The organism is Chitinibacter sp. SCUT-21 (assembly GCA_041874755.1).
Taxonomy (GTDB): domain Bacteria; phylum Pseudomonadota; class Gammaproteobacteria; order Burkholderiales; family Chitinibacteraceae; genus Chitinibacter.
Genome location: CP102611.1, coordinates 2,517,786 through 2,543,120, shown reverse-complemented (window position 1 = coordinate 2,543,120; position 25,335 = coordinate 2,517,786). Strand labels below are relative to the sequence as shown.

The following is a 25,335-nucleotide window of genomic DNA, read 5'->3' as shown; positions in this document are numbered from 1 at the left end:
AAAAACCCCTCCGAAGAGGGGTTTTTTGTTGAGAGCTCGTCAATTATTGACGCGCTTTACCCATTGCTTTAGACAGAGTTGCTGCGCTGTCATCACCATCTAGAGACCAGCTAAATACGCCGCCGTTCAAACCTTTAGCTTTTGCGTAGTCGATCTTAGTTTGGATCACTTCTGGCGTGTCATAAGACCAGAAAGTCGAGCCGTCAAACTTGTAAGACTGTTTAGTTACTGGGTGAACGTACACAGTACCTGGTGCGTTTTTCAGTACTTTGAAGTCTTCAATGCCTTTCTCGTAAGTACCGCGAGCTGCATCAGTCGCTTTTTGGTATAGACCGTTGTTAGCGTTAGTTACGCCAGTCCAACCACGACCGTACTTAGGTACACCTACAACCAGTTTCTTCGGATTCACGCCAGCTTGGATCAGCAAGTCAACGGCATCAGAAGTGTTGTAGAACGAAGTCAAGCTGCGATCACCGTAGCACTTGTCACCTGCTTTGCCAGAACACTTGTATTGTGGGCTAGCTGGGTCAGCGTACAAGTGTGATTGGAAGTCTGTAGGACCTTGAGCATTCCAACCACCGTTGTAGTCGTAAGTCATCATGTTGATCCAGTCGAGGTAACGTGCGTACTCACGTGGCTCAGTCATTTCGATCTTGTCGCGACCAACACCAATTGCCACAGTCAGCAAGTAACGTTTGTTGTTTGCGGCACCCAACTCATCCAATTGTTTGCGGAATTCAGCCAACAACAGTGTGAAGTTTTGTTTGTCTTCTGGCGCTACAGTGTTGTAACCAACGCCTTGAACACCTGGGAATTCCCAATCGATATCGATACCGTCGAAGATGTTAGGCGCTGAACCTGGGCCACCACGACCATCAACAACTGGCAAGTTACCTTTGATGTAGATGTCGATACAAGAGCTAACCAACTGTTTACGCAGTGCATCTGTTTTCGAAGCTGCAGAGAACCACTTAGACCAAGTCCAGCCGCCCAATGAGATGAACAGTTTAGTATCTGGGAATTTTTTCTTGTACGCTTGGAATTCGCGGAAGTTACCTGCGAGTTTGTCGTCCCACTTGATTTGATCAGCTGGGTCAACACGGCGTTTAGCTGTTAAACCAAAGTCAGCCCAAGCATCGCCACCAGTACCTGCGCCTGGTGCGTTCGCATCAGTTGCACCTGGTTCTAGTTTGTTAACGATACCGCATTCGTAACCACCATTTTTCTGATAGATGTTACCGAATGCATAGTTAATGAACGTCAAGTTAGCTGCAGCACCAGAGCTGATAATGTCAGCGACTTGGTAGTCACGGCCGTAAACGCCCCACTGAGTGAAGTAAGAACCAACTTGTGCAGTTGCTGGAGCTGGAACTTCTTGACCTGGAGCCAAAGTAGCAACTGGCGTTGGAGCAGCAGTTGGAGCAACTGTTGGCGCTGGTGTCATGCCTACTGGTGTTGCTGTTGGTTCAGCAGTTGGCGCAGTAGTTACTACAGGACCGCAGTCACCAACATATTTCCATGGACCCCACTGATCGGTAGTTGAAGGCGTATTGCCTTGCGTCCACCAGTTAGCAGTAAATTTCTTGCCGTTGTAGGCAACAGTCGCACCGCCATTGTAGGCAGTTGCAGAGTTCCAAGCTTGTACGGTACCACAACCTTGGGCAGGAGCTGATGTTACTACTGGCGCAGTTGTTGGCGCTGCAGTCACTACAGGAGCCGTTGTCGGTGCAGCTGTCACTACTGGTGCAGTTGTTGGCGCAGCAGTTACGACTGGCGCTGTTGTAGGCGCAGTAGTAGGCGTTGCAGTACCAACTGCAGTCCACAGTGTTGGAGTTGTTGACGGTGTCCAGTTAGCACCTACATAAGCAGTATGAGTCACCAGTGCTTTGTAGTCTTGGCCTGCGTAGGTAACAACGGTACCCGCAGTGTAGGTATTACCTTCTTTCCACGCCTCAGCTGCGTGAGAGAAGCTAGCAACTGCCATCAAGGCAGCAGGGATTGCAGCTACAGCAAAACGATTAAAGTGTGACATAAGGGTCTCCATCCTCATATATTTTTGGCATCACTCGCGCAATGCAACTGGTACTAACCAGATCATTCGGCACGTCAGCATAATGAAAGATTAAACTGATTTGAGCCTTCAATCTTCGCATCTCAATCTGTGCTGAGCTGCGTTGCTGTCTATTTATCGTCAAACAAAAAACCTTGTCAACACTCTTTTTTTAACTTTTTTTGAAGGACTTCCTAAAAAAAAAGGCCTCTTACAAAGAAACTACAAACAGCCTTTAAACACGAATATTGCATCGCAACAATCGAGCAAATAAACCACAAAAAAACCAGCAAAACAAAGAAAAAAGGCACTATTGCACCGCAACATAAGCATTAAATAATGTAGCTTTAAAATAAATAACATGTAGTATTACACCAATTAACTACAACTTTTTTTAGCCAATTCCGTTGCAACTATGGTGTAAATCACAGCTATGCACCAGGAGAAAGCTTTCCTGAATAATTCATAGAATTACACAAAAAGTCAGCGGACTCGTACTTACACAACCATCAGCAAAATATTCGAAAATAATTATATTCGTCAGCAAGTGGTATTAACCACAAACACGCCACAGACTAATTATTCGCCACCTGTTGCCTGCATCACTTCAATAAGCCAGTGAAGCCACCCTGCCCCCTGCAACGTAGATATCGCTCGAAGAAATACATGGCTCTGCGTTTTTCAGCCAATTCAATTACCCCACCAACCGACAAGAAAACTACTGGCCGAATCAAAACGGGTTGACACAGAAGCTATAGCGCCAGCAAAAAAAACGCCGCGATCACTCGCGGCGTTTTCGTTGACGGCTTAGCTAAAATTACTGCTTAACACCGTAGACTTTGCCATTTGGCAGAGTCAGAGTCACATTTGTTGGCACTGGCATTGGCATGAAAATACGCATACCGATGGTAATGGTTTTGCCTGGACCGAAGTCAGTTACACCCCACGTAGTACCCACAGTACCTTGCTTCAATTGGTAAGCTGGACGGTGGAAGGCGTTTGGCAGACCGCCGATGTTGCCAACTTTGTTAGAGGCAGTCGTTGCTGACCAAGTACCGCCGCTGTAGATATCAACCAAGTTTTCGATCCCTTTACCCGCTGGAGGCGCATAAGGTTTCAAGAACTCAACAGTTGACGAAGTCAGCGGAGTAGAAGGCGCCATATCGAAGGATACTTTTGCACCAGTCAAATCAACATTTGAATTGTTTTTCAATTTCAAACCGATTTGGATTGGGTAGTTGTCTTCACCTTTTGGCAAGAAACCAACCAAGTCTACCGATACATCCAGTGCCTCAGCAGGAGCTACAAATTTCTCGTCGCCCGCTTTGATGCCGTATGGCGTTGCATTTTTCAGCATCGTGCCTGCCAATGAAGTCAACGTGCTACCGAAGTAGTAGTGACCCAAGCCATTCTGTGCTGGCGTGCTGTAGTCACCCGCCAATTCCCAGAACATGATACCGCCAGCGCCTTGGTCAATTGCGTACTGAACTTTAGCTTTAAACGATTTCTCGTTTTCAGTCGACAAGAAGACTTTAGTCGTTGGGTTCCACAACCAAGACGATTGAGCGATGTCGTCGTAACGTTCTACATAAGTGCCGCGAACTTTAGACTCTGGCTTAGTCATGTCATGACCATAGATACCAACGTATGGCGTTGGCAAGCCATCACGCAAGTTGTTTGCGTGCCACAATGGGTTAGCACCTGCAAACATTTCCTTGCCGTTGGCATCAACGTCAAACCACAGGTTGTCGATACCTTGTGCACCGAAGCCACACGGAGCACCAGCTTTCGGGCTCAGAGCGTCTGGACCCAAGTTACCGCCAGTACCAGTGTTACAAGTCTTCTGGTCAGCCAATGCTGCAGTTCCCCACAGACCATCAGTACCGCCAGTTACGTTTTGCCAGCCACGAGTGTAGTACGGCAGACCGATATTGATACGACCACCTGCCAATGCAGTGCGGAAGTATTTGTAAGACCAGTCGATGTTCAGGTAACCCTGAGCATTGTAGTACTTACCATCGCCAGCAGTGTCGTAGATCTTAGCGTCAGCGATTTCGCTGTCTTTACCAGTATCGTACAGCGCTGCATTGTGACCAACGAAGTGGTTCCATGCGCCATGCAAGTCATAGCTCATGATGTTCACGTAGTCGAGGTATTTCAATGCTTGGAAGCCTTCGAAACCACGCAATAGGTAACCTGAAGATGGTGAAGCAATCGTCAGCATGTAGTACTTGCCTTGCGCTGCAGCAGCTTTATCCAACTCTAGACGCAGAGTTTTCATCAAAGCCATGTAGCCATCCCACAATTTGCCGCGATGTTTGTTCGCGATCTTCCAATCGTCTGGGCTACCAGCGTCAGACATAGAAGTTGGGTATTCGTAGTCGATATCGATACCGTTCAGGCCGTATTTAACAACGAATTCAGCCGCAGATTTAGCAAATGTATCAATGCGATCTTGACGAACTGCACCAGTTACTTCGTCCACAGTCAACGAGTAGAAACCACCGCTGGCAACGCGTTTACCATCATCACCGAAGTAGCCGCCAGTCTCAGCCCAACCGCCAACAGACAATAGCAACTTCACGCCTTTTGGATCAGCATGCTTGTTCAGCATGTTGAAGTGACCTTTGTACGGCAAGCTTGGGTCCAGCGCGTATTTCGCGCCTTTTGAATCCCAGCTCATACCAGTCGCAGCGTTAGTTGGGCCGTCCGTACCAACTGATACTTTCCAGTTTTGGTCGATGTGTGCGAATGCGTAGTTAACATGAGTGATGTCATTCCAAGGAATGTCAGCAGCCAAGTAGGCTGGCTGGCCATTCGCGCCGTTACGCCAGCTAGTGAAGTAACCGATGCTACGACGTTTCATGCCATTAGCCAGTTTCTCACGACCAGCGCTGTCGTATGCATCGCAGTATGGAACATTCGCAACTTCAGACACGAGGCCCGTTGGGCGACATTGATCTTGGCCACCAACAACAGGAGGAGTAGCAGTTGGTGTTGGCGTTGGGCCTACTGGTGTAGCTGTTGGCGTTGGTGTTGGCGTTACACCCACTGGTGTTGCAGTAGGAGTAGGTGTCGGTGTAACGGTAACTGGAGTCGCCGTTGGAGTCGGCGTTGGCGTTACAGTCACTGGCGTAGCTGTTGGAGTTGGAGTCGGCGTTACAGTTGAACCACCGCACTCACCTTCATATTTCCATGGGCCCCACTGATCTGTAGCAGAAGGCGCTTGACCTTGTGTCCACCATTTCGCAGAGAATTTTTTGCCGTTGTATGCAACAACTTTACCGCTGGTATATGCCGTTGCAGAATCCCAAGCCACGGTGTTATCACAACCCGCAGCTGGCGCAGTAGTTACTACTGGCGCGGCTGTAGGCGTTACCACTGGCGCAGCTGTTGGTGTAACGACTGGAGCTGCGGTTGGCGTTACCACTGGAGCTGAAGTTGCTGATGCAGTACCAACAAGCTTCCATAGCGTTGGGGTTGTATCTGGCGTCCAACCAGCACCCACGTAAGCGGTGTGCGTTACAAGCGCAGAATAATCACTACCTTTATAGCTAACAACAGTGCCAGCACTGTAAGTCGAGCCTTCTTGCCACGCTGGTGCAGCAAATGCATATGCCGCAAACATTGCTACAGGCAATGTAGCAAGCGCAAGACGATTAATACGGGACATTGACGTCTCCTCCGTTTTTATAAATGGCATTGGGGTCTTCGATAAAGTGGTCTTTACTGATGACCGCCACCTAGTCACCCTTTTGTAAGTATTGGGTGATTATTTACGCTAGAGCTGTTTGGGAATACTCAAACCTCTTCCAGTTGCTTCGATTAACCGCCAAGCCGTTTTTCTTGTCAACACCCTATTTTTCAACTGTGAAACACCGCACGTAGTTATTTCCAGCAACACTACATACAACTACACAAATTAAAAATAAAAATATATTGCACCGCACAATATTAAACGCAATTCATTGATAATAAATAAATTCAGTGCAACATAACCAATGCTGCACCACATCATTAGACGAATCTAATGTAGGATATTTCAATCAAAACAAGTAGTTTCTAATGGAAAAAAAATTTTCTTTCTCGCCACAAGCACAAGTTTTGATCGAACAAAATACCTGCACAAAATGCCAGCATCCAACTATCTTTCTTATTGCTTTCGAAAATACTTTCTGGAATATTTCCACGGAAATTTGAAGCGCCTGTCAGAATAGTGGTATTAGAAAATTCAAATAGATTAATACTCAAACGAGATAAGCCGGCTTGCTTATGAACGGCAATTCATCAATCAAAAGCCATTTTCTCAGCGCCATAACGGCAAAACACAACTTGCCCGATTGAGCATCATCTGATAAAACCTTGAATCAAATTCGGGTACCCAAAGATGCTGATTCGTAAACTATTTAAATTTGAAAATGCGCATATCGTGCGCAACTGCTCATCAGAGCGCTGCCGCACCTCAATCCACGGCCACAGCTATAAAGTAGAAGTGTTGCTCGAGGCGCATGCATTGGATCATGGCCAGATGGTTTATGACTTTGGCTTAATGAAGGGCACGATTCGTGATGTGATTGATGCTTTCGATCATGCGGTTTGCTTTTGGGATAAAGACGACGCCGAATATATTCGACTGTGCAAACAGTTTTCAGCCCGCTGGATTTCGATGCCAGTATCACCCTCTGCCGAACAGTTTGCACGGCTGTTTTTTGTTGTCATCGACCGAATTCTATCGCAGACCATCATGAGCAATGGTGAGACCGATGTACGACTCCACTCAGTCATTGCCCACGAAACGGATACTGGTTATGCTCAGGCATTTCGAGAAGATGCCTACAATCCGCGCATGGGCGAAATTCGTCTAGCTGAGATTATTTTTTCCGAGCAATGCCAGCAAGAATGGCTTGATCCTGCCATGTACGAGAAGTTATTAACGCAAACATCGTTTAGTAATCCAACGGTTCCGCTACAAGTGACCCCTTAAGCTCTAGGGTATTGCCACGCAAATATTATAGAATATTACCAAATGAGCAATACCCCACTCTAAACGTCGATTTTTGGACGAACCAATAAATAGCACATCATTAATCCAATGGCCCCAAATGGCCAGATTTCACCCACAATCTGCGCCAAGCCACTAAAATGCAGCAAATGGCCATATTGCCATTTAAAGAGCGGCAGCATGGCAGGCAATTGCGGGGTCAGTGGCCAAACAAGGCTAATTACCGTCGCAAAACTCAGGCAGGCAATAGCCAGCAAAGCGCGATACCGACGCCGCAAGCGCCAAGCCACAACTAGAATCAAACACCCACACAAGCCCCCCAAAACAATATTGAGGTTCAACCATGCAAAAAATTGCTCCGGTTTGAGCAGCATTCCCGCAAAACCCATCTTTAACACTAGAGCAAGCACGAGAACAGACGTGATTACCCGGGGAATATCTCGGCCATAAGCCAGCAAAACCGAAACAAACAAGCCAACCCCAGCAAGATTGAGCATCATGCCTCCCCCTTCAAGCAGGCGCAAAAACAGCGCGGCATTCGCGATCGGCGTAACAAATGGCTGTGGCAAACCGCGAGTCTCAACCACGACCCCTAAATACGGCTGTGTAGGATCCAACTGAGCGACGAACCACAATATCAGCCAAACCACCCCCCACTCCATCACACGCCCGCGTGCTAAAAATTCATGCCTAAAGATTAACCAGCGCTGAGTCCAGCGCCGACTACGCAGCAAAAGCCCCAATAAGGTACCAATAAAGCCGCCCGTAGCATTACTTAAAATATCAAGATTGGATGCAACACGACCCGGAAGGAACTGCTGAATAAACTCAATCGAACCCGAAATTAATATGCAACAAATAATGGAAAAGAGTGCGCCAATAAGGCGTTGGCGAAATAAAAATACGAAGCCTAGCCCTAGCGGAATGTAGGCCAGTACGTTAATCACATTATCAAAAATGGTCGCGTAGTACGGCAGCGGATAGCTGTAGAAAGCAAAAACCGGCTCGCCGGTATAACGCCAATTAGAAAATGGGAATAAGCTAACAATGAAAATCACCAGCAAGGCGACCGCCACGAGAAAAGGCGAAATGCGGGTGGGTTCGGCCTGACGGGCCAGATATCGAATCGGGGGGAATTGGGCCATAAGTACTCAGTACACAACGGGGGCTAGCCCCCCGTTGATCAATACTGAATTATTTTGCAGTTTTCACTTGGGTCCACATCCGGCCCAAATCACGCAATGCTTTACCCTCCAAAGCATTTAATTGCTGCAGTTTTTTCATCGCGTCGCTAGATGGGAATACCGCGCTGATTGATTTCACTTCAGGTTTCACAAATTGCGCCGCAGCGGTGTTTGGATTGCCTGAACCAATCATATTGGTCAATTGCGCTGAGTTTTTACCGTCGAGCATGTAGTTAACAAACTTAGCCGCCAAGTCTGGACGTGGCGCTGATTTAAGTACCATCATGCTATCCACCGACAAAGTATTGCCTTCTTTTTGCAAGCCATATGCGATACCAAATGGGCGTTTAGCCGCTTTCGCATCGGTATTCGCTTGGAACATATCGTTTGAGTAGCCGTGCGCCACCCAGATATTGCCGAGCGTCAGCTCTTTAATATAGCTCTGGCCATTGAATGCAGCCCAGAATGGCTTCGCTTTGATGATGGTTTCTTGGGCTTTTTTCAGCTCTTCCGGTTTAGTCGAGTTCGCAGAGAAACCGTTGTACATCAACGCAGCTGCAAATACTTCGCGGCTGTCGTCCAGTACCGTTACCTTGCCTTTAATTTTCGCCAACACTGCTGGGTCAAAAATCACCGACCAAGACGTTGGGTCGATACCCAGCTCTTTGATTTTTTTATCGTTGTAGCCCACCAAAGTCGTGGTAAAGGCGTACGGCAATGAAACTTGATTGCCTTTATCAAACTGGCTATTCAAAAATGCTGGGTTCAGATTTTTCGCGTTTGGCAGTTTGGTTTTATCCAAAGGCTGAACCAAGTTTTGTTTCACCAGTGGAGGAATCGCAAAGCCAGTTGGCACGATCACGTCGTAACCTTTAGCGCCAGCAGACAATTTGGCTAACATTTCTTCCATTGAGCCGTAGTAATCTTGCACGACTTTACATTTACAGCTGGCTTCGAAACCTTTCACGGTTTCTGGCGTAATGTAGTTATTCCAGTTATACAAATGCAGTTTGTCTTCGGCTGAAGCAGAGTGAACTGCGCCGGTTGCCAACATTAACGCAAGAATGATTTTCTTCATTTTGTCACCATGAAAGAGGGTAGTCAGAGGTCGGTCATTGCCAAGTCGGCTGATTATGCCATGAAATGGGCGCGGGCTATTTGCCGCGCCAGTTTGTTGCACTTTTTTTCAACACCACCAGCAAGCGAAAAAAAGCAGACTCGACATCTGCTTTTTTGTTCCCTTAATCTGCGCGCAAAGCACTCGGCGCGATTTTGCTCGCCACGACAATTAAGAACAGCGTGAGCAACATCAGCAAGGTGGAAATTGCATTCACTTCCGGAGTGACCGCAATACGGATCATCGAATAGATCTGCAATGGCAATGTAGACGCCCCCGCCCCTGCGGTAAAGAAGGTAATGACAAAGTCATCGATCGATAAGGTAAATGCCATCAAAGCGCCAGCAATAATACCCGGCATAATCAATGGCATTGTCACCAAACGGAAAGCCTGAATCGGCGTTGCGCCTAAATCACGCGCGGCTTCCACCAAGGCTTCGTCCATACCTTGCAAACGCGAACGCACGACAATCGCGACAAAACCGATACAAAAGGCGATATGCGCCAGCGCCACCGATACCAAGCCGAGCGTCATATTGAGCATCACAAAGAAGATCAATAAAGACACGCCCATCAAGATTTCGGGAATCGCAATCGGCGTCAGCACCAGCAGCGGCAGCAGGCGCAGCTTGTATTTATGCATGGCCAAGCCAGCTAAAGTCCCCAATACCGTCGCGCAGAAGCTGGTAATAATCGCAATAATCAGCGAATTACGCGCAGCGACCAGCATCTGCTCGTTATTAAACAAAACTTCATACCATTTGAAGGTAAAACCCACCCATTCGGCATTCAGTTTTGAATCGTTAAACGAGTAAACAACAACGATAATCAGCGGAACATATAAAAAGGCATACGCGAATAGCGCCGCAGCCCATAGCCATTTTGATTGTTTAGAGTGCATTGCGTTTGCCTCCACGACCAATCAGCGCGGCCAAACCGGCCAATAACAATACCGCCAACGTCAGCATAATCGACAACACCGAGCCAAATGGCCAATCGCGGCTATCGAGGAATTGCTGTTTAATCAAATTACCAATCATGATCCCATCCGTACCGCCGACCAGATCAGGCACAGCGAACATCCCTAGCGCAGGAATAAACACCAAGGCCGCACCAGCCCATACCCCCGGTAGGGATAGCGGCCAAGTTACCTTCCAGAAACGCTGCCAGCCCGATGCCCCTAGGTCTTGTGCCGCATCCAGCAGCGCCATATCGTGTTTTTCCAAATTGGCGTACAGCGGCAACACCATAAACGGCAAGTGCACGTACACCAGCACGATAATCACGGCAAAGTGGCTAAACATCAGCTGCACTGGGCCAACGCCAATCAGCGCCAAGACCTGATTAATCGCCATACTGAAATAGCCTTGCGGCCCCAGAATAATCATCCACGCATAAACGCGGATCAAGAAGTTACTCCAGAACGGCAAAATCACCAGCAAGATCATCAGATCGCGGTATTTTTTCGGGCTACGCGCAATTAACCACGCCAGCGGATACGCCATTACCAAGCAAATCAACGTCGTTAAACCGGCGTACCAGAACGATTTGGCGAATAGCTCGACATAAATCGAATCGGTAAAAAACAGGCCGAAATTCTCAAATGTCAGGTAATCGCGCCAATTTTGCGCGTTCACCAATAGCTCGTTCGCGCCCGTTTCCGGGTTTGTCGCGATCAGCGGCAGCAAACCGCCGTAGTCGCCCGGAAAACGGAAGGCGGCAAACGCCATAATTAGCGAGGGAATCGCAAAGAAAATAATCAGATAGATTAGCGGCGGACCGGAAATCAGCCACTTATTCAACCGACTTGATTTAGCCATCTTTCAAACCTTAAGCCAAAATGAAATGGCCAGCGTCAAAGCGCCAAGCCAATTCCACCAAATCATTGTCATCAAAAAACTTTGCGCGGCCTGGCGCAGAGTTTGGCAACATCGTTTCAACCAGCATGCCGTTATCGAGCTCAACGATATAAATCGTCACATCACCCAAATACAAGCAATCGTGCACCTTGCCTTTGAAATGCACTTCGTCCGCGTCGTCACTTGGCAGCGTTGCGCCGAGTTTGATTTTCTCTGGACGCAGCGTCAGGCAACCGCTTTGCCCCACTTGCGCGCCAGCCACCGGCAAGGTTTCGGCAATGCCGACGCCAGCGATTTCCACCTGCATGCGATCGTGGCTAATCGATTTAATCGTTGCGTCGAGCAAATTACATTGGCCGATAAAGTCGGCGACGAAACGGCTTTTTGGATAGCTGTAAATCGTTTCTGGCGCGTCCAGCTGCGCCACTTCACCTTTATTCATTACCGCGATACGGTGCGACAGCGCCAAAGCTTCGCCCTGATCGTGCGTAACATACACAAAAGTAATGCCGACTTCTTTTTGCAGATTGATCAATTCGATCTGCATTTCTTCGCGTAATTTGGCATCGAGCGCCGACAAAGGCTCGTCGAGCAACAACAGACGTGGGCGATTGACCAAAGCGCGCGCAATCGCGACACGCTGGCGCTGGCCACCCGACAACTCATTCGGGTAACGCGTCGCAAATTGGCTCAAACGCACGTCTTCAATCACTTCGGCGACACGCGCTTTGATTTCTTCCGCTGGCACATTGGCCATTTTCAACGGAAAAGCGATATTCTGCGCCACCGTCATATGCGGGAAGAGCGCGTAATTTTGAAACACCGTATGCACAGGGCGTTTTTCTGGCGGCACACTGGCCACATTGACGCCATCAAGGACGATTTCACCAGAATCTGGCTGCTCAAAGCCCGCCAGCATCCGCAACAAGGTCGTTTTGCCGCAGCCAGATGGGCCTAGCAAAGTAAAAAACTCACCTGCCTCCACCGAGAGGCTAACGTGGTTAACCGCTGTAAAATCACCAAAGCGTTTTACAACATCCCGAATCTCAAGCAGCGCCATGATTATCCTCACGAAAAAGCCGCGACATTTTATCAAACTCACCTTCAGCGGGGGGAAAAATCGGCGATATTGCCCACTTTTTCACGGCAATATCGCAATTAATCACGGCAAAGTTAGATTTTTGTCACCCCAAGCCAAGCGAGTATTAGCCTACAATGATGATTCAGATACAATTGTCATGTACTCGCGCAGCGAGAACGGCGCACTAGCATACAACCAACATGGCTGAATAGAACCCCCTTGGAAACACGCGTTCACGTCCTCGATTTGAAAAGTGGTCTTTATGTTTCGGAACTTGATCGTCCGTGGCTAGACACACCCTTTTTAATGCAGGGTTTTCTACTTGAAACACCGCAGCAATTAGAATTGCTACGAGAACACTGTGAATACGTCACCGTTGACCTAAGTCGATCACTTGGGGGTATAGCCCAGTGGAGCAACCTAGCAGCTGGCCTCAAACCAATACCCGATAATTTTGACAATCCAGTTCTCAGTGCGCTGATTCCACCACCCGCCAAAGAACGCGAACGGCGCGAAAGAATCAACATTCTGCGAGAATTACGCCGCCTGTTTTCAGGCATGCTCAGTGGCAGCAACAACAATGCCAGCGCGGCTGGCAGTCGGGCGAATATCCCCGTTGTGCTTTACGATCACGAAGATAAAGTCGAAGTTGAGCTTCCCAAAGCGCAGCGCATCCATCGTGACTCGCGTGAATTCATGCAAAGCATGATGCGCTCGGCCCGACAAGATTTGTACCCAAAAATCGAAGAAGCCAATCAGGTGGTCAATGATTTGGTCGAGTCGATAGTTCGTAATCCGAACGCACTGTTACTGCTAACGCAACTCAAAGATCGAGATCAATACAGCTACTCACATTCCATCGATACTGCCATCTATTTGTTAGCATTTGGTCGTCATCTGGGCTACCCAATTGAAGAATTGAAAAAACTGGGGCTGGCTGGCTTAATGCTCGACATTGGCAAAGTGAAACTACCCACCGAATTGCTCAATCGAACTGGGCGGTTTACTCAGGGTGAGTTTATGCTGATGAAAACCCATGTGCAGCACAGCTTAGATATTTTGGCGCAAATGGAAGGGGTGCCGATTGATGTGCTGGATATGGTAGCGAGACACCACGAGCGCTACGACGGCAGCGGCTATCCATATGGCTTGAAAGCAGAGGATATCGGTATATTTGGTAGCATGGCGGGCATTGTTGATTGTTTCACGGCACTCACGAGCGAGCGCAATTATTCAGATGCCAAACCCGCCCATGAAGCTTTGCAATTGCTATACAAATGGAGCGAGAAATACTTTCACCCCGCCTTGGTCGAGCAATTTGCACAATGCGTCGGCATTTTTCACGTCGGCACCGTGGTGGAACTCTCGACCGGCGAAGTCGGTATTGTGATAGGACAAAATCGGGTGCGCCGCCTCAAGCCTAAGTTGATGGTGATTTTAGGTAGCGACAAAAAACCCTACGCCAAACCACATACGCTAGATTTAATCAATAATCCTACAGCCCCAAATGGACTCCCCATTTCGCTGCGTCGAGAATTGAGCCGCGGCGCCTATAACATCGATCCGCGCGAATACTTCTTGGAGTAAACCATGCGTTCCAGCTCGCACAGCAATACCAGCGCTACCATTACCCCGCGCCACTTGCTGGATGAATCCATTACGCAAGGGCTTGAGCTTTCTGGTAACGACAAAAAAAGTGTCGTCATATATCTTGAATTACGTCATCTGCATCCTGGCTACTATCGTGACCGATTAATCGAATTAATGATGCAGCGCCTGAAAACGCTGCTGCGCCCAGGCGATCGGTTATTTCAGCTCGATTCACACTCTGCGCTGCTATTGCTCAACCAACTCAGTGGCAGCAGTCACGCCACTTTGGCCGCCCATCGCGCGCAACAAGTGCTGATAGACGTGCCGACTGATGAGCAAAAAGTCTATCCGCAAATTGGAATTGCAATTGCCCCAGATCATGGCCGCGACAGTGAAACCCTGATTGATGCCGCCAAAATTGCAGCGCATCAATTTGCCCAAGAGCAGATTGGCATCTATGACCCAGGGCGGGACTGGTTGGGGCAACAGCTGGCACGACTTGAAACCCCTTTGCGAGAAGCGCTGCATCAAAACGAATTTCATTTGGCCTTCCAACCGCAGATTAGCACCAGCACAAACAACATCAGTGGACTTGAGGTTTTACTACGGTGGCAAAATCCTGAGCTTGGCTCGGTATCGCCATATCAAATTATCAGCGTCACCGAATACTTAGGCCTCATGGATAAACTAACACAATGGATTATCCAAACCGCATTACGCAATTTTGCCCACTTGCGGCAACATGGTTACCAAGGCTCCTTAAGCATCAATTTAGCGCCAAACAATCTACGCGATCACTATTTGGCCGACTTCATCTCTAACGCACTTGCCGTATGGGGCGTACCGGCCAATAAACTTATTTTTGAAATCACCGAATCTGCCGTTATCGACGAATTCGCCACCGCGCTGAAACAGCTGCAACAAATTAAAGAAATGGGCTGCCAGCTGGCTTTGGATGATTTTGGCACCGGCTACTCATCCTTGGCGTATTTAAAACGCCTGCCAATTGATGAACTGAAAATTGATCGCAGCTTTATTATGAATCTAGCGAGCGATGAACAAGATCGCGCTATTGTGCAAAGTGTCATTGAATTGGCACATCGACTCTCACTCACCGTTACCGCGGAAGGTGTGGAAACCGAAGCGGAAAAAACCATTCTGCAACAACTCGGTTGCAATACGATCCAGGGCTTCTATTACAGCAAACCGTTGGCACTCAATGAAGTGCTGACCTACCTCACAGAGAGATCGTCGCAATGAGCATGCAATGGCCGCAATTACTGAGCGCACAGCGACTTGGCGTGGATGATGCAGAATCGAGCGACACCGATGCTGGTCGCAGCAATTATCACAAAGACCACGACCGCATCGTGTTTTGCTCGCCATTTCGCCGCATGGGGCGCAAAACGCAAGTGCACCCAATGACCGAAAACGATCATGTGCATACTCGGCTCACGCACAGCATCGAAGTCGCCTGCGTCGGGCGTAGCTTGGGCGTGTTAATTGGCGAGCGCTTGCAAGGTGAATTGCCCAGCCATATTACGCCGTATGATTTGGGCGGCATCGTCCAAGCCGCGTGTTTGGCGCACGACATTGGCAACCCCCCGTTTGGCCATGCGGGTGAATACGCGATTCGTGATTGGTTTCGCCGTCCAGAGCACGCGTATTTAATGCAAAACCTTAGCGCCGAAGAGCGGCGTGATTTAACGACGTACGAAGGCAATGCCCAAGGCTTTCGAATTATCACACAATTGGAAAACCACCGTTTTGAAGGCGGTCTGCGCTTAACCTACGCCACCTTGGGCGCCACACTGAAATACCCTTGGACCAGCGAACATGCGGGTGGCAAAGGCAAATTTAGCTGCTACGAATCGGAAAAAGCCATCTTAAAACACGTCGCGGAAAAGCTCGGTTTACCGCAAATCGCGCCTGGCAAATGGGCACGCCATCCACTGTCGTATTTAATGGAAGCGGCCGACGATATTTGCTACGCGATTCTCGATTTGGAAGACGGCATCGAGATTGGCATGTTGCCGTATGAAACGGTTGAACCCTTGCTGATGAAAATTTGCGGCGGCGAGCGCAGTCTGTTGGAGCTGGAAATCGCTGCCGCGCCATCCATCCGCCGCAAAATTTCCTTGCTACGCGGTAAAGCGATCGACCGCTGCGTGCGCGAAGTGGCCAATACGTTTATGGCCAATTATCAACGCTTGATGGAAGGTAGTTACCAAGGCGATTTACTCAACGATTGCCCGTACACGATGCGGCAAGGGATTAACGAGGCCAAGCAATTGGCGCGTGATCGCATCTTTAACGAACGACGCAAGATTGAAATTGAAGTCGGCTCGTTTACTTGCCTGGATATTTTGCTCGGTGCATTTTGCAAAGCGTCGTACGAACTGAAAGTCAGCACGCATATGCCGTTTCGGATGAAGCGCGTGCTCGATTTAATGGAATACAACGCGCCGCGCAAAGACTGGACCATGTACGAAACCTACCGCCGTGTACTCGACTTTATCGGCGGCATGACCGATAACTACGCCACTTATCTGGCGCAACAAGTCGGCGGGATGGCTAAATAGGTATAGCCACCCAAACCAATACTGGCTTTTATTTCAAAGCAATACCTTAGGCAGTATCTCAAGCACCTCTGCCACGCTAGGGACTTGACCATTGCCTCCGAGCGAAACGGCGAAACGATTCCAGTACGGATGAAAGATATTGGGATCGGTCACGGTATACAACGCTATTGTTGGCTTTTCCAAGCTTTCAGCCAGATGTGTCATGCCTGTATCAACGCCAATCACCGCGCGCGCCCCACAAATTAGGCTAGCAATTTCGCTCACACTCAACGGCGGCGCCACCACGGCAAGTGATAAATCTTGAGCGATCAAATTCGCAACTTCGTGTTCGTGCGTAGCGCCCCACGGCAAAATAGCCGCAATCCCTTGTGCCTCTAAGTTCGCCAATACATCCACCCAAGCAGAGATTGGCCAGGTTTTTTCGCTTTTCGATGCTGCATGAAAACACATGACATATGGCTGAGCGGGTAACCAACTAGGTTGCCAACTCGGCGCAGACAATCCAAATTGCGGCAGACCCTGCACCTGATAACCGAGCGCCAAAGCAGCAAATTCGCGATACCACTCAATCGCAGGCAGCTCTGCCGCTGGGCTTAACTGTTCGTGATACGCAAACCGCGCCACCGCTTCACCCAAGCGATAATTAGGTGGTCCAACCACTTTTTTAGCCTTTGCAGTGCGGCTTAATAGTGCACTTTTGATCATGCCGTGGCAATCAATGACCAAGTCATAAGGTTGTTCGCGCAGCTGGCCAATAGCAACACGCAAAGCCGCAACGGCATCCGGCAATTTTTTCTTTTTTAAACCACGTAGCGGAACTGCAATTACGCGGTCAATTGCGGGATGCAGGGCAGGTAGAGATGCAAAGCTTTGATCGACAACCCAATCGATTTTGACCTCAGGAAAATGCTGTCGAATGTCGGTAATCATTGGCAAAGTGAATAACACATCGCCAAGGGAGGTGATTTTTGAAACTAGTATCCGCTGCATAAAAGATTGGCTAGATAGGCGGGCTCGACTAATCGCTCAGTTTAACCGAAAATCCCCCCCCCTCCCATTGACACGGCTAGAAGTGATGAAGAAGTACTCACAGCGCTTAATTTTTCTGCTCGCTGCCGCCTTATTAAGTGGCTGCGCCGTCATAACGACAACCGCTGTTGTTGGCGCTGCCGCTGTAGGTGTAGCGACCACGGCAGTTGGTATTACTTATGATGCAACCAAGGCGGTCGCCACCGGCGCTATTGCCGCAGGTGGTTATGCCTATGATGCCGCAACCGCAACTCAACCTCCAAAACCTAGCAGTAGCCCTAGCCCAAAAGCCCCCCTGCCAACACCTACGTTCGAGCCAGCAACCAGTATTCCGCTAACAGAGTAACTAAAGTCCTGTAATTTACTCCGCTGCTCAGCCATAAAAAAACCCACCGAAATGGTGGGTTTTTAATTCGCTTTGTTGGATAGATTACTGGCAAGCGCCCAAATCTTTCCAAACACCCCACTGGCTAGCAGGATTTGGCTTTTCACCTGTCGTCCACCATTTGTTCGAATAGTTGCGACCAGCGTAGCTCACTCGAGTACCCGCAGTAGCGTACACTTTACTTGCATCCCAAGCGGCAACGCAGGTATTGTTTGGCGGCGTTGTAACCACAGGCGCAGGCGTTGGTGTTACCACTGGTGCTGGTGTTGGCGTAACTACTGGCGCAGGAGTTGGAGTCACAACCGGAGCTGGCGTTGGGGTCACAACTGGCGCTGGTGTTGGCGTTACAACTGGCGCAGGCGTCGGGGTCACAACAGGCTTCGGCGTCACATTGGCAGGAGAAGAAATATCTACGCGGTAGATGAACTCTTCACCATTACGGCTGTAAACGCGGTTGTCTTGCGCGCTTTGTACTGGCGTTACAGCGCCATTAGCTTGCAAGGTACCAATACTAACAAACTTCGAAGTGCCGTTTACTTTCTGAGCCAAGAAGTATGGCCAGATATTCATTTGCGTTAAATCAGCGCCGGTTTGTGCATCATAATCAGCCACGATCTGCGCTGACTCAAGATCAACACCGTTCTTATCAAACAGACGGAAAGTCACAGTTGATTTTTGTGCCAAATTCGTTTGAGCACGCAATTGACCCAATTCTTTGTAAGTCGAAATCGCGCCAGAGAAATTCACGTCTGAACAAGAGTAGAACGCTTCAGCACTATCCGAGCGCTGCCAAGTCGCGTAAATGATGTGCTTGCCGGTTTTCTTCGGCAAAGTACACGTCATTTTGTAGCGTTTGTCGGCAGTTACAACCGGCAGGTTCTTCGCCTTATCACTAAATTTGCAGAAGCCTTCGCCGTAAACGCCTTCCAAATCGCTCCAAGACAGCTGCTGGTTTGGATTCCAACCGTCTTTCGTTACATAGAACACCCAGTCGGTAGTTGCGTGCGGTGCTGGCGCATTAAAGACAAATTCAAATTTACCGTTGGCATCAGGCGCGATATTGGTCACAGGCCAGTCGGTACGTGGCAAGTTCAAACCGGCGTAGTTGGCTTTACCACCCGCGCACAATTGGCCATCCGGCACAAATGCTTTGTGGTTGCCTGCAGGTAATTGATTAACACCAGACCAGTCGTACAAGAACTGCGGGCCAGACACGGCAACCGCCGCTTGGCAAGCTGCTGATTTTGGGTTTTCTGGGCCTTCGTTAAAGCAGCTCAAGACACGGCTTACAGGCACTTCCATCGAGCCGTGAGCCAAAACCAATTGCGACGTGGCCAGCAAACCGAGGCCAAGCGCGAGACGTACGGGCAAAGCACGCCCTAAGCGTTGTACTTGCATTGTCTTCTCCATCATGTGGTGTGCTTCAAACCGTATATCAGAATCTACTGATTCAATTCGTATATAAGCACTTGATTTTATATGTTTTAATTCAAAATCTAGCCCCGCTTTCGGGAGCGCCAAATTTATCAGTGAGTGGAAGAAATGACAAGTGACTTGTAGTACAGTGCTTAGCACTACAATACCAGCGCATTTTCGCGCCATAGAAATGCCTTGTTTATCACAGACTTACACAAACTAGCCCCACGCTAGCAAGTCTGAACCGTGCTGTTTTAGCCACGCACGCTCAGTTTTCCAATTAGGACAAACCGCGGTAACTAGCGCCCAAAACCGCGGCGAATGATTCATTTGGGCCAAATGGGCTAGCTCATGAATCACCACGTAATCGATCACCGAAGCAGGCGCTTGCATCAAACGCCAATTCAAACGCACCACGCCTTTTGACGTGCAACTTCCCCAGCGAGTTCGCGCCGAAGACAGCGCGACTTGCTTGGGGTATAAATTCATTCGCTCTGACCAATACGCAATACGCTCGGCAAAATAGGGCCGCGCTGCTGCTTGATAAAAGCGCGCCAACGCCAGGCTAATTTTGGTCTCACTCGCCGCACATAAATACAAATGCTCGTTGCTTAATTTGCTGCGCAAGGCACTTTGCACGATGCGCGTCTGCCCCATCCACCACACCTCGGTGCCCCATTGAAGCGAAGGCACCATCGGGCTGGCTGGACGAGCCTCACGCTCGGCGAGTTTGGCTTGAATCCAATTTTGTTTCAAACGAATAACGCGCTCAGCTTCAGACAGCGGAGCACGTTGCGGCAAGATAATCGTCAGGCCCGTGGCATCGATCTTCAAACCAATGCTGCGTCGGCGGGCACTGCGCTGAACCACATAGGGTATAGTGCCAGAATCGAGATTGATGCTGGCTTGCAAAGCAATACTCATTCCGGTTTGTTATAGCAAGGCCCACGTCCAGTAATCTGTTCCATCTCGCCTTCGATCCAGTCTTCCACTTCACTGATGATCGCTAGCGAATTTTTCCCTTCGGGCAAGATTGGCTTGCCAATGCGCACGGTGATTTCACCCGGCCATTTGCAGAACGAGTTTTTCGGCCAGAATTCGCCTGAATTCATCGCCACCGGCACAATTGGCACGTCCAAATCTTTTGCCAACCGTGCACCGCCTTGCTTGTATTGACCACGCTCACCCGGCTTGATGCGCGTGCCTTCGGGGAAGATTACAATCCATAAGCCTTTATTGAGTCGATCACGCCCCTGCTCCATCAGCTGGCGCTGCGCTTGCGCACGCTGGCCGCGATCGATTGCGATCGGCGATGTGGCCGCCAAACCCCAACCAAAAAAAGGAATCTTCAGCAGTTCACGTTTAAGCACCCACACTTGCGGCGGAAAAATCAGCTGCAGCGCCATGGTTTCCCACGCCGATTGATGCTTACACATAATCATTGCTGGGCCATGCGGGATATTCTCTGCGCCCTCGACTTTAAAGCTCAGCCCACAGGTGATTTTGAGCCACGCAAACATCAGGCGCGACCACCATGCAATCACTTTATTGCGATTCACCGCCGACAACGGAAATATCAGCAAAGCAATAATGGCAAAAATCGGAGTAAGAACAACTAAACCCAAACTATACAAAACAGAGCGGAACCAGATCATCGAGCTACTTTTTAAAGTCAGAAGGGATTATCAAATTAGGACTGATCAAATCGTGCTACAGCCATAACACCTTGATTGGTTCGACATCCTACAACGAGAATGCCGTTGTCGTAACGCGAGCAATTGACAGATTTTCACAGCTAAGCGGCTAACAAGGAATCACACACCGCAGCCAAATCTGCAAAAACCCAAGTATTTTCAGGCAAATCGGGCGAGCTTTCTGCTTTGAGACCGTTGCCCGTGCGCACCAAAATCGGCTGACCACCCGCGCTAGCTACCGCTTGCAAATCACGCAGCGAATCGCCCACCATCAAGCAATCTTGCACATCAACCCGAAAACGCCGTGCAATATCCAGCACCATACCCGGCGCAGGCTTGCGACATTCACAGCCTGCATCGGGCGCATGAGGGCAAAAGAAAATCGCGTCAATATGCCCGCCCGCATTCACTACCGCGCGGTGCATTTTGGCATGAATTTGATTGAGCATAGCCACATCAATAATGCCACGGCCTACCGCACTTTGATTGGTGGCCACCACGATGGTCCAACCGGCGCGGCTTAGCTCACCAATCGCCTCCAAACTACCCGCAATTGGAGTCCATTCGTCGGGCGATTTGATGAAATTCGGGCTATCGTGATTAATCACGCCATCCCGATCCAAGATCAGCAACTTAACCGTGTCGTTCTTAATCGTCACCATGCAGTTTCAACGCTCTATAAAAGAAGGGGCTGCTCAGCAGCCCCAATTCGATTAGTCAGCCAATAAAGACAACTCAGCCACTCGGTTCATCAATTCAGCCAAGCTGCTCAGCAGCGCCAAACGATTACCACGCACCGCCAAATCATCAGCCATTACCATCACGCCATCAAAGAAGGCATCGACAGGCGCTTTCAGTGCCGCGAGTTGTTTCAGCGCATTGGTAAAGTCGTTGCTCGCCAAAACTTGCGCCACCGGCGCTTGCAAGGCTTGCAGCGCGGCGTACAAGTCTTTTTCCGCCGCTTCTTGCAGTAGCGCAGCGTTTAGCGCCGGTACTTCGCCTTCCACTTTCTTCAAGATATTGCGAATACGTTTGTTGGCCGCCGCCAAAGCTGCTGATTCTGGCAAAGCTTTAAATTGCGCCACGGCCGCCAAGCGCGTCGTTACATCGTTGATCAGCGTCGGTTTCAAAGCCAATACCGCGTCGATATCCGCAGCTGGGTATTCGGCCGCCAACAGGTTTTTCAGGCGATCAAGCATAAAGCCGTACAAGCCTTCTACCGTGCCTTCAGCGATCAAACCAGCTGGGAAGCTCGCCGCAGTCGTGCTCAGCAGCACTTTCAAATCGAGTGGTTGCACCAAAGCCATGCGCAATACGCCCAATGCAGCGCGACGCAATGCGAACGGGTCTTTATCGCCGGTAGGAATTAAACCGATACCGTAGATACCGACCAAGGTTTCGAGCTTATCGGCCAATGAAACGGCTTGCGCAATTGCACCTTCCGGCAGGGTATCACCCGCAAACTTAGGTTTATAATGCGCTTCAACGGCATACGCCACATCGGTATCTTCACCGTCGTGCTTGGCGTAGTACTGACCCATAATGCCTTGCAATTCTGGGAATTCGCCGACCATATCGGTCAACAAATCGGCCTTGGCCAAGTACGCCGCGCGCGTCGCTTTCGACACATCCGCGCCGAGCAGTTTGGCGATTTCGCCTGCGATGGATTCTAGTCGCGTTACGCGCTCGAGCTGCGAGCCGATCTTGTTGTGGTAAACGACATTCGCCAATTTGCCCACACGCGTGTCGAGCTTGGCTTTTTTGTCTTGCTCGAAGAAGAATTTCGCGTCCGACAAACGCGCGCGCAACACGCGCTCGTTACCGTTGATGATATGGCTTGGGTCAGCGGTTTGCAGATTCGATACCAGCAAGAACTGGTTCATCAACTTGCCATTGCTATCGAGCAGCGGGAAGTATTTTTGATTTTGCTGCATCGTCAAAATCAAGCATTCCTGTGGCACGTTCAGGAATTCAGCTTCGAATTCGCCTTTCAATACCACCGGCCATTCAACCAAGGCCGTTACTTCGTCAAACAGCGCGTCATCCGCCGCAATCGTCGCGTTCAATGCGGCAGCAGCTTCTTTCAATTTTTCGCCGATTAAGGCACGGCGCGCGGCAAAGCTCGCGATCACTTTGCCTTCATCGTGCATTTGGCGTGCGTAGCCTTCAGCCGTATTGATGCTGATCTCACCGTTTGACAAGAAGCGGTGACCACGGGTCGTGCGGCCAGCATCTAAATGCAGCACTTTACCGGCGATCACATCACTGCCGTGCAGCATCGTTAAACCGTGTACCGGACGGATAAACTGGCCTTCGCGGTCAGCCCAGCGCATCATTTTTGGCGCTGGCAGTTTTTTCAACGTTGCCGCCACGATGTCGCTCAACACGGCTGCGAGTGGCTCACCCGCTTTGACCGAGCGAAACACATACACGTCTTGCTTACCGTCGTGTACGGTCTCCAAACTATCCACCGCTTCTGGCGCCAAGCCACATGAACGTGCAAAGCCGAGCAAAGCAGGGCTAGGTTTGCCGTCTTTCATGCCCGCACTCACCGCTGGGCCGCGTTTTTCGATGGTTTGTTCCGGTTGTACTGCGGCCACATTGGCAATCGTTACCGCCAAACGACGTGGGCTGGCGAAAGTAACCGCCTCAGCGTCGGCAGCAGCAAATCCTCGGCTCACCAACTCAGCAAAAATGCCATCGGCAAACGCCGTGCCCAATTTTGGCAAAGCTTTCGGTGGCAATTCTTCGGTAAAGAGTTCAATCAGTAATGTTGGATTCATGTTTAATTCGCTGCTGCGCAGCCACCTCTTAATCGTTGAACAAAGCGTGTATGGGCGCTTTGCGCTTATTCGTTTTCTGCAGCGTCTTTGGCCGCCATCATTTTACAAATTTGGTTGACGAAGTCTTCGCCAAATGTGCCGGCTTCTGGCTTGCTAAATTCCCACTGAAAGCCGGGCACATCGTAACGCGCAACTTCGTCGTCATTTTCATCGTTCATCGATACCGCTACGCCCGCCATTTTGCCCGATGGGCAATCGATCACTTGGCGGGTGTATTTATTGCGGTATTTGCCTTTGGAAGTACCGTCAATTTGGTCTTCCTTAAAGCGCTGCACCATCCAGACAAAAGTGTAGTTTTGCTCGGCATAGCCCTCGTCGTGCTTGATCGAATTAATATCAACCAGCGTTTCAAACTCAGGCATCACGCCGTAACTACGCCAATCCGTATTTTTGAACGGCACCGGCTCCGGGCCTTCCATGCCATCTTCAAACTTGCCGCACCCCACCAAAGGCAGAATCAGTACACTCAGCAAAATCGTACGAAGATGACGCATGGCAAACTCCTTGTTTACTTCGCAGCCCCTAACTCAGCAGGCGAGCACATTGGGAAACCCAAAGCTTCACGAGAATCGTAATAAGCCTGCGCCACCAGACGCGCCAAATTACGGACGCGGCCGATATACGCCGCACGCTCAGTCACCGAAATCGCGCCACGCGCATCGAGCAAGTTGAACATGTGCGAGCATTTCATCACCATCTCAAAGCCTGGCAGCGCCAAGCCACCTTCAATCAGGCGACGCGCTTCAGATTCAAAGTGATTGAATTGATCAAACAAGAATGGCACGTTCGATTGTTCGAAGTTGTAGATTGATTGCTCAACTTCGTTTTGGTGGTAAATGTCACCGTAGGTCACTTTCTGACCATTTGGATATTCAGTCCAAACGATCTCGTAGATATTATCTACCCCCTGCAGGTACATCGCCAGACGCTCCACACCATAAGTGATCTCGCCCAATACTGGCTTGCAATCGAGGCCACCCACTTGCTGGAAGTAGGTAAATTGCGTTACTTCCATACCATTGAGCCACACTTCCCAGCCCAAGCCCCAAGCGCCCAAAGTTGGGCTTTCCCAGTCGTCTTCAACAAAACGAACGTCGTGCACTTTGGTATCGATACCGAGGTATTCGAGCGAGCCCAAATACAACTCTTGGATATTATCTGGCGATGGTTTCAACGCCACTTGGTATTGGTAGTAGTGCTGGCAGCGATTTGGATTTTCACCGTAGCGACCGTCTTTCGGGCGGCGGCAAGGCTGTACATATGCAGCATTCCAAGGCTCTGGGCCTAATGAGCGCAAGAAAGTGGCGGTGTGGAATGTACCCGCGCCCACTTCAATATCGTAGGGTTGCAATAGTGCGCAACCGTGGTCACTCCAATAGTTCTGGAGCTTTAATAGAATTTCCTGAAAAGTCAGCATGGCTCTTTGGGCGCAATAAGCGCGTATACGTTCTGAATATGCGCAATTCTACTTGTTTTTAGGGCGAAATAGCCATGTGTCTGAAT

19 protein-coding genes and 3 pseudogenes are annotated in these 25,335 nt (G+C 49.6%); 5 read left to right on the top strand and 17 right to left on the bottom strand.

The window, feature by feature from the left end; genetic code table 11:
- Positions 1-43: 43 nt before the first annotated feature.
- The 3 genes and pseudogenes from NT239_11860 to NT239_11850 form a co-directional block, all read right to left on the bottom strand.
- Positions 44-2,032, bottom strand: a complete 1,989-nt coding sequence (locus tag NT239_11860; protein ID XGA70466.1) for a glycosyl hydrolase family 18 protein — start codon at positions 2,030-2,032, stop codon at positions 44-46.
- Between the two features lie 835 nt (positions 2,033-2,867).
- Positions 2,868-4,916 (bottom strand): glycosyl hydrolase family 18 protein, encoded by a 2,049-nt coding sequence (locus tag NT239_11855; protein XGA72804.1) that lies wholly within the window; start codon positions 4,914-4,916, stop codon positions 2,868-2,870.
- Between the two features lie 348 nt (positions 4,917-5,264).
- A pseudogene (locus tag NT239_11850) lies at positions 5,265-5,366 on the bottom strand (carbohydrate-binding protein).
- A gap of 1,071 nt (positions 5,367-6,437) precedes the next feature.
- On the opposite strand from NT239_11850, the gene NT239_11845 reads away from it, so the two are divergent.
- A complete protein-coding gene (locus NT239_11845; GenBank protein XGA70465.1) occupies positions 6,438-7,034 on the top strand; it encodes a 6-carboxytetrahydropterin synthase in 597 nt (198 codons plus the stop codon).
- Between the two features lie 59 nt (positions 7,035-7,093).
- On the opposite strand, the gene NT239_11840 is transcribed toward NT239_11845, so the two are convergent.
- From NT239_11840 to NT239_11820, 5 genes are all read right to left on the bottom strand, one after another.
- The gene (locus NT239_11840; GenBank protein ID XGA70464.1) at positions 7,094-8,197 is read right to left on the bottom strand and encodes a VanZ family protein; all 1,104 of its coding nucleotides are present in this window, start codon (positions 8,195-8,197) and stop codon (positions 7,094-7,096) included.
- Between the two features lie 49 nt (positions 8,198-8,246).
- On the bottom strand, positions 8,247-9,314 hold the full coding sequence (locus NT239_11835) for a spermidine/putrescine ABC transporter substrate-binding protein (GenBank protein XGA70463.1): 1,068 nt from the start codon (positions 9,312-9,314) through the stop codon (positions 8,247-8,249).
- Positions 9,315-9,477: 163 nt separating this feature from the next.
- On the bottom strand, positions 9,478-10,254 hold the full coding sequence (locus NT239_11830; GenBank protein ID XGA70462.1) for an ABC transporter permease: 777 nt from the start codon (positions 10,252-10,254) through the stop codon (positions 9,478-9,480).
- Complete coding sequence (locus NT239_11825; protein XGA70461.1) at positions 10,244-11,173, bottom strand: ABC transporter permease; 930 nt, start codon at positions 11,171-11,173, stop codon at positions 10,244-10,246. Before NT239_11825 ends, NT239_11830 begins: the two co-directional genes overlap by 11 nt.
- Before the next feature lie 10 nt (positions 11,174-11,183).
- Positions 11,184-12,272 (bottom strand): ABC transporter ATP-binding protein, encoded by a 1,089-nt coding sequence (locus tag NT239_11820; GenBank protein ID XGA70460.1) that lies wholly within the window; start codon positions 12,270-12,272, stop codon positions 11,184-11,186.
- A gap of 240 nt (positions 12,273-12,512) precedes the next feature.
- Here NT239_11820 and NT239_11815 point away from each other — a divergent pair, with 240 nt between their 5' ends.
- The 3 genes from NT239_11815 to NT239_11805 are packed head-to-tail and all read left to right on the top strand — an operon-like array spanning position 12,513 to position 16,465.
- Positions 12,513-13,880: an HD-GYP domain-containing protein gene (locus NT239_11815; GenBank protein ID XGA70459.1), complete on the top strand. Its 1,368-nt coding sequence runs from the start codon at positions 12,513-12,515 to the stop codon at positions 13,878-13,880.
- 3 nt (positions 13,881-13,883) lie between these two features.
- Positions 13,884-15,143 carry a GGDEF domain-containing phosphodiesterase gene (locus tag NT239_11810; protein ID XGA70458.1) on the top strand — a complete coding sequence of 420 codons (1,260 nt, stop codon included), beginning with the start codon at positions 13,884-13,886 and terminating at the stop codon, positions 15,141-15,143.
- Entirely contained in the window at positions 15,140-16,465 is a 1,326-nt protein-coding gene (locus NT239_11805) for a deoxyguanosinetriphosphate triphosphohydrolase (GenBank protein ID XGA70457.1), read from the top strand. Before NT239_11810 ends, NT239_11805 begins: the two co-directional genes overlap by 4 nt.
- 33 nt (positions 16,466-16,498) lie before the next feature.
- Here NT239_11805 and waaC read toward each other — a convergent pair whose 3' ends face one another.
- Positions 16,499-17,455 carry a lipopolysaccharide heptosyltransferase I gene (gene waaC, locus NT239_11800; GenBank protein ID XGA70456.1) on the bottom strand — a complete coding sequence of 319 codons (957 nt, stop codon included), beginning with the start codon at positions 17,453-17,455 and terminating at the stop codon, positions 16,499-16,501.
- 85 nt (positions 17,456-17,540) lie between these two features.
- Here waaC and NT239_11795 point away from each other — a divergent pair, with 85 nt between their 5' ends.
- On the top strand, positions 17,541-17,840 hold the full coding sequence (locus NT239_11795; GenBank protein XGA70455.1) for a lipoprotein: 300 nt from the start codon (positions 17,541-17,543) through the stop codon (positions 17,838-17,840).
- 90 nt (positions 17,841-17,930) lie between these two features.
- On the opposite strand, the pseudogene NT239_11790 reads toward NT239_11795, so the two are convergent.
- The 8 genes and pseudogenes from NT239_11790 to glyQ form a co-directional block, all read right to left on the bottom strand.
- Positions 17,931-18,224, bottom strand: a pseudogene (locus NT239_11790) (chitinase).
- Between the two features lie 72 nt (positions 18,225-18,296).
- A pseudogene (locus NT239_11785) lies at positions 18,297-19,181 on the bottom strand (lytic polysaccharide monooxygenase).
- Positions 19,182-19,514: 333 nt separating this feature from the next.
- A complete protein-coding gene (locus NT239_11780) occupies positions 19,515-20,219 on the bottom strand; it encodes a M48 family metallopeptidase (protein XGA70454.1) in 705 nt (234 codons plus the stop codon).
- Positions 20,216-20,950, bottom strand: coding sequence for a 1-acyl-sn-glycerol-3-phosphate acyltransferase (locus NT239_11775; GenBank protein XGA70453.1), 735 nt, complete (start codon positions 20,948-20,950; stop codon positions 20,216-20,218). The genes NT239_11780 and NT239_11775 overlap by 4 nt, the downstream gene beginning before the upstream one ends.
- A 140-nt stretch (positions 20,951-21,090) precedes the next feature.
- Positions 21,091-21,651, bottom strand: a complete 561-nt coding sequence (gmhB, locus tag NT239_11770; GenBank protein ID XGA70452.1) for a D-glycero-beta-D-manno-heptose 1,7-bisphosphate 7-phosphatase — start codon at positions 21,649-21,651, stop codon at positions 21,091-21,093.
- Between the two features lie 51 nt (positions 21,652-21,702).
- Complete coding sequence (gene glyS, locus NT239_11765; GenBank protein XGA70451.1) at positions 21,703-23,772, bottom strand: glycine--tRNA ligase subunit beta; 2,070 nt, start codon at positions 23,770-23,772, stop codon at positions 21,703-21,705.
- Between the two features lie 65 nt (positions 23,773-23,837).
- A complete protein-coding gene (locus NT239_11760; protein ID XGA70450.1) occupies positions 23,838-24,326 on the bottom strand; it encodes a hypothetical protein in 489 nt (162 codons plus the stop codon).
- 14 nt (positions 24,327-24,340) lie between these two features.
- Positions 24,341-25,249, bottom strand: a complete 909-nt coding sequence (glyQ, locus tag NT239_11755; protein ID XGA70449.1) for a glycine--tRNA ligase subunit alpha — start codon at positions 25,247-25,249, stop codon at positions 24,341-24,343.
- Positions 25,250-25,335: the final 86 nt, after the last annotated feature.